Below are 1547 nucleotides of genomic sequence, written 5' to 3' on the forward strand. Positions count from 1 at the left end.
GGTGAAGCCTTCCCAATTTGAAGAAGCGGAAGAAAAAGCAAAAAAAACAAAACAGAAGCTCGGAGACATTTTGCTCTCTCTAGGTAAAATTTCCGAGACGGATTTGAAACGGATGGAAGCTTTCGTCTTGGGCATACCATTCATCAGTTTAACTAATCAGAAAATAGATTTTTCCGTGCTCTCTCTCATCCCCGAGCCTATTGCCCGCAACTACAATATCGTCGCTTATAAAAAAAACCAAGATACCATGGAAGTGGCGATGCTGGACGTGGATGACTTGCCGGTAATTGATTTCATCAAGAAGCGTTCCGGATTGAAAATTTTGCCCAGGCTGACGGATACTTCTTCCATTAGATTTGTGCTCGTACAGTATAGGCAAAGCCTGGAAGCCGAGTTTCAAGATATCATTCAGAAAGAATCTATGTCACTTAATGTCTCTTCCTCGGAAGATGGCAAGAAGCCGGGAGAAAAATCAGAATCTGAATTGTAAGAAATGGCGGAGGACTTGCCAGTGGTGAAGATTGTGGACTCTCTCATCTTTCACGCCATTTTACAAAATGCATCCGATATTCACATTGAGCCGGGGGAAAAAGAGCTCACGGTGCGTTACCGTATAGACGGCATCCTGCACGATGCGATGGTGCTGGATAAAAATGCGGGGCTTGGCATCACCGCGCGCATTAAGGTGCTGTCCAACTTGAAACTGGATGAAAAAAGATTGCCTCAAGACGGCAGATTTAAGATAGAACAAAACGGGGAGAAAATTTCTTTTCGTGTTTCCACTCTACCCACTTTCTTCGGAGAAAAAACAGTTATCAGAATTCTAAAAGAAAATGCGCACGGATTTTCTTTGGAGACGCTCGGTTTCCACGGCGAGGGACTGGAGAGGATACACAACTCTCTGAAACAAAAAACGGGAATGGTACTCGCTACGGGTCCGACCGGATCCGGCAAGACCACTACGCTCTATACGATGCTTGATATTCTAAACAGACCGGAAGTAAACATTTCTACCGTGGAAGACCCTATTGAATATCAAATGCCGAGAGTCAATCAGACGCAGGTGAAGCCGGAAATCGGTCTGACCTTTGCCAACGGGCTTCGTTCTCTTTTGCGTCAAGACCCGGACATTGTGATGGTGGGGGAGATTCGCGATGGAGAGACGGCAGGGTTGGGAGTGAACGCTTCACTTACGGGACACCTGGTGCTGTCCACCATCCACACGAATTCCGCTTCTGGCGCAATTCCGAGATTGATAGATATGGGAGTGGAGCCTTTTTTGATAACTGCCACCGTCAAGACAATCATCGCGCAGAGACTGGTGCGTAGACTCACTCCCGACAAGGAAAAATATTTTTTGTCGCCTGCCGAGATAAAAAATCTTGAAAAAATAGTTGATTTGGGTAGGGTGCTAGACTTTCTGAAAGAGGAAAACATCGTGGGCGCGAAAGATACTTGGGATAAAATCCCTTTCTACAAACCGGTAAAGAGCAGTGAATTTGAAGATGGATATTCCGGCCGTATTGGTATGCACGAGGTGTTGAAGG

At 45.8% G+C, this 1547-nt stretch carries 1 protein-coding gene and 1 pseudogene; both read left to right on the forward strand.

Annotated features, from left to right (window positions below; translation table 11 throughout):
* Positions 1-490 (forward strand): annotated as a pseudogene (locus tag WAW39_RS00775) (hypothetical protein); the annotation flags it as partial.
* Between the two features lie 3 nt (positions 491-493).
* Positions 494-1547, forward strand: a 1054-nt coding sequence (locus WAW39_RS00780; RefSeq protein ID WP_422314761.1) for a GspE/PulE family protein, incomplete at its 3' end; no start/stop codon positions are given.

The organism is Prosthecobacter sp. (genome assembly GCF_049294395.1).
In the GTDB taxonomy this organism is placed as follows: Bacteria; Verrucomicrobiota; Verrucomicrobiia; order Verrucomicrobiales; family Verrucomicrobiaceae; genus Prosthecobacter.